The sequence below is a fragment of the Mycobacterium sp. MAC_080597_8934 genome, assembly GCF_000523975.1.
In the GTDB taxonomy this organism is placed as follows: Bacteria; Actinomycetota; Actinomycetes; order Mycobacteriales; family Mycobacteriaceae; genus Mycobacterium; species Mycobacterium avium.
On record NZ_JAOS01000053.1, the window covers coordinates 1 to 4,675 of the forward strand.

Genomic DNA, 4,675 nt, shown 5'->3' on the forward strand with positions numbered 1-4,675 from the left:
AAGCATTGTGCGCTGCTTATGACAAGGTCGGGTTCGCCAACGTCGCCGATGGGGATGAGGCGTTTCGTCAGTTGGTGTTGGCCCGGATCATCGAACCGACCAGCAAGGCCGATTCACTTCGGGTCGTCGAGGAGACTGGGGTCGTCCCGGTGTCGTATCCGACGCTGAACCGCCGTCTGCCGGTGTTCGCCAAACCCGCTTTCCGGCAAGCGCTTTCGACCGCATGCGCTGCCCACGCGCAATTGGGTCCGGCCAGTCTGGTGCTCTATGACGTGTCGACGCTGCACTTCGAGACCGATGCTGGTGATGGGTTCCGGGAGCCCGGATTCTCCAAGGAAAGACGGTTGGACCCGCAGATCACCCTGGGGTTGTTGACCGATGCTGGCGGGTTCCCGTTGACGGTGGCGGCCTTTGAGGGCAATAAGGCAGAGACCGCGACCATGCTGCCGGTGATCAACGCGTTCAAGGCCGCTCACCAACTCACCGACGTCACGGTCGTCGCTGATGCCGGGATGATCTCGGAAGCCAACCAGGTCGCCCTGCACGCGGCAGGGCTGTCCTACATTCTCGGCGCGAGGATTCCGTTTTTACCTGATGTGGTGCGCGAGTGGCGCGACAAGCACTCCGATGAGGCGATCCCCGACGGCCTGGTGCTCACCCAGCCCTGGCCATCAACCAGCGGCGAGAAAACCCGCGGCATCCCGGACCGGATCATCCACTACCAGTACCGCCATGACCGGGCCCGGCGCACGCTGCGGGGGATCGATGAGCAGGTGGCCAAGGCCGAACGTGCTGTTGACGGGCATGCCCCGGTCAAACGTAACCGCTACATCCAGCTCACCGGGGCTACCAAGAGCGTGAATCGCACACTGGAGGCCAAGGCCCGGGCGTTGGCCGGGTGGAAGGGATACACCACCAACCTGGTGAGCCAACCGGCCACTTTCGTCATCGAGGCGTATCACCAGTTGTGGCGCATTGAAAAGGCGTTCCGGATGTCCAAGCACGACCTGCAAGCCCGCCCGATCTATCACCGCACCCGCGACTCCATCGAAGCCCACCTCAGCGTTGTCTTCGCCGCGATGGCGGTATCGCACTGGATCGAGCACCAAACCGGTTGGAGCATTAAGAAATTCGTTCGCACCGCACGCCGCTACCGTACCGTCACTATCCAAGCCGGCAAGCACACCCTGACCGCTGCTGAACCGCCACCACCCGACCTCGCCGAAATCCTCGCAAACATCCACAGCCTACGTGCGCACTAGCCTGATAAAAGTCGGGTCCAGTACCCGCCGGGAGCCCGCCCATGTTGCTCAATCCCAACCATCTGCAACGCCGCTACCCGGATCGCCGCTCGGCGGAGATCATGGCCGCGACGGTCGACTTCTTCGAGTCCCGGGGCAAGGCCCGGTTGAAGTCCGACGACCACGAAAGAGTCTGGTACTCCGACTTTTTGGAGCACATCGGCCGCGAGCGCATCTTCGCCTCGCTGCTGACGCCGACGCGCTACGGGGCGCCCGATTGCCGCTGGGACACCTACCGGATCAGCGGGTTCGCCGAGATCCTCGGCTTCTACGGGCTGAACTACTGGTACCCGTTCCAGGTCACCGCCCTGGGGCTGGGGCCGATCTGGATGAGCGACAACGACCAGGCCAAGCGCAAGGCGGCCGGGTTGCTCGAGGCCGGCGAGGTGTTCGCGTTCGGGTTGTCCGAGCAGACGCACGGCGCGGACGTCTACCAGACCGACATGAACCTCACCCCGGCACCGGGCGGGGGCTGGACCGCCGCCGGTCAGAAGTACTACATCGGCAACGCCAACGTGGCCCGGATGGTGTCCACCTTCGGCAAATTCGCCGGCGGCACAACGGATTCCGAGTACGTGTTCTTCGCCGCCGACTCCCGCCACGAGCGGTACCGGCTGATCAAGAACGTGGTGAATTCGCAGAACTACGTCGGCAACTTCGCGCTGAGCGACTACCCGGTGACCGAGGCCGACATCCTGCACCGCGGCCCCGAGGCCTTCCACGCCGCGCTGAACACCGTCAACGTCTGCAAATACAACCTGGGCTGGGGCGCGGTCGGGATGTGCACGCACGCCATGTACGAGGCCGTCACGCACGCGTCCAACCGCATCCTCTACGGCACCGTCGTCACCGACTTCAGCCATGTGCGCCGCCTGCTCATCGACGCCTACGCCCGGCTGGTGGCGATGCGGCTGGTCGCCACCCGGGCCTGCGACTACATGCGCAGCGCCTCGGCCACCGACCGCCGCTACCTGCTGTACAGCCCGCTCACCAAGGCGAAGATCACCGGCGAGGGCGAGCGGGTCATCACCGCGCTGTGGGACGTCATCGCCGCCAAGGGCGTGGAGAAGGACACCATCTTCGAGGCGATGACCCGCGAGATCGGCCTGCTGCCCCGGCTGGAGGGCACCGTCCACATCAACATCGGGCTGCTGGGCAAGTTCATGCCCAACTACCTGTTCGCCCCCAGTGGCGAGCTGCCGGTGATCGGCCGCCGCGACGACGCGGCCGACGACGAGTTCCTGTTCGCGCAGGGGCCGACGGGTGGGCTGGGCAAGGTGCGGTTCGGCGATTGGCGGGCACCGTTCAACGGCTTCGCGCACCTGCCCAACGTCGCACTGCTGCGCGCCCAGATCGACGTGCTGGCCGAGATGCTGGCCAGCGCCACCCCGGATGCGTTGCAGCAGAAGGACATCGACTTCGCCTTCGCCGTCGGGCAGTTGTTCGCCACCGTGCCCTACGCCCAGCTGATTCTGGAGGAGGCGACGCTGTCCGGCGTCGACGACGCGCTGATCGACGAGATCTTCGGCGTGCTGGTCCGCGACTTCAACACCTACGCCGTCGAGTTGAGCGACAAGCCCGCGACGACGGAGCAGCAGGCCCGTTTCGCGATGCGGATGATCCGCCGCCCCGTGCACGACCCGGCGCGCTACGACCAGATCTGGAAGGAGCAGGTGCTGCCGCTCAGCGGGGCCTACCAGATGCGGCCCTAGCCTGTTGGCGAGCGCCTACCCCTCGGCGAGCGCCTCTCTCGGCGAGCGCCTCTCTCAGCGAGCGCCTGCCCCTCGGCGAGCGTCACGCCAGCGTGACCGTCGGGCTCTGGCGTCACGCCAGCGTGACGCTCGGCGCGCGCAGGGCCGGGCGGCAAGACGCTCGGCGCCACACCCCCCCTTGACTGTGAGCTTGCTCACAGTAGGATGACCAGTGGTCATTCGGATAGGAGGCGGCATTGCCCACGGTCACTTGGGCGCGCGTCGACCCGGCTCGACGCGCGGCGATCATCGAGGCCGCGGAGTCGGAATTCGGCGCGCACGGATTCTCCCGCGGCAGCCTGAACGTCATCGCCCGCAAGGCCGGCGTGGCCAAGGGCAGCCTGTTCCAGTACTTCGCCGACAAGCGCGACCTGTATGCGTTCATCGCCGACATCGGCAGCCAGCGGGTCCGCGGCTACATCGAGCAGCTGATCCGCGAGCTCGACCCGACCCGGCCGTTCTTCGAATTCCTCACCGACCTGCTCGACGGGTGGGTGGCCTACTTCGCCGACCACCCGCACGAGCGGGCGCTGCACGCCGCGGCCACGCTGGAAGTCGACACCGAGGCCCGGATCAGCGTGCAGAACGTCATCCACCGCCACTACCTGGAGGTGCTGCGGCCGCTGGTGCGCGACGCCCGGCTGCGCGGCGACCTGCGCGCCGACTCGGACACCGACGCGCTGTTGTCGTTGCTGTTGCTGATCTTCCCGCACCTGGCGCTGGCCCCCTACATGCGCGGACTGGATCCGGTGCTCGGGCTCGACGAGCCCACCCCCGAGCAGCCCGCGCTCGCGGTGCGCCGGCTGGTCGCGGTGCTGGCCGCCGCGTTCTCGCCCGCGCCGGCCCACTTTGCCACCCCACGATCCGAGGAGGTCACATGAACCGAACCCGAAGCGCCTCGATGGTGCAGGGCGGTCTCAACTGGGACAGCTTGCCGCTCAAGCTTTTTGCGGGCGGCAACGCGAAATTCTGGAATCCTGCCGACATCGACTTCTCCCGCGACCGGGCCGACTGGGAACGGCTCACCGACGACGAACGCAGCTACGCCACCCGGCTGTGCGCCGAGTTCATCGCCGGTGAGGAATCGGTGACCCAGGACATCCAGCCGTTCATGGCCGCGATGCGGGCCGAAGGCCGGCTCGGCGACGAGATGTATTTGACCCAGTTCGCCTTCGAGGAGGCCAAGCACGTCCAGGTGTTCCGGATGTGGCTGGACGCCGTCGGTGTCACCGACGATCTGCACCACTTCCTCGACGACGTCCCCAGCTACCGGACGATCTTCTACGAGGAGCTGCCGGACTGCCTGAACGCGCTGACGATCGATCCGTCGCCGGCCGCCCAGGTCCGGGCGTCGGTGACCTACAACCACATGGTCGAAGGCATGCTGGCGCTGACCGGATACTTCGGCTGGCACAAGATCTGCGTGGAACGCGGCATCCTGCCCGGCATGCAGGAACTGGTGCGGCGCATCGGCGACGACGAGCGCCGGCACATGGCGTGGGGCACCTTCACCTGCCGCCGGCACGTCGCCGCCGACGACGCCAACTGGGGTGTCTTCGAAACCCGGATGAACGAACTGATGCCGCTCGGGCTGCGCCTGATCGAAGAGGGCTTCGCGCTCTA

The 4,675-nt window shown here is 66.5% G+C and carries 4 protein-coding genes; all 4 read left to right on the forward strand.

The genetic code is table 11. The features are described from left to right. Positions 1 to 1,262 (forward strand): IS1634 family transposase (locus tag NF20_RS23815; RefSeq protein WP_033717533.1); only part of this gene is annotated, 1,262 nt, incomplete at its 5' end. A gap of 41 nt (positions 1,263 to 1,303) precedes the next feature. After that, complete coding sequence (locus tag NF20_RS23820; RefSeq protein WP_023895718.1) at positions 1,304 to 3,013, forward strand: acyl-CoA dehydrogenase family protein; 1,710 nt, start codon at positions 1,304 to 1,306, stop codon at positions 3,011 to 3,013. Between the two features lie 236 nt (positions 3,014 to 3,249). Beyond that, a complete protein-coding gene (locus NF20_RS23825; RefSeq protein ID WP_009979647.1) occupies positions 3,250 to 3,933 on the forward strand; it encodes a TetR/AcrR family transcriptional regulator in 684 nt (227 codons plus the stop codon). Continuing rightward, the coding region (locus NF20_RS23830; RefSeq protein WP_033717535.1) for a R2-like ligand-binding oxidase at positions 3,930 to 4,675 on the forward strand (746 nt) is incomplete at its 3' end. The genes NF20_RS23825 and NF20_RS23830, both read left to right, overlap by 4 nt.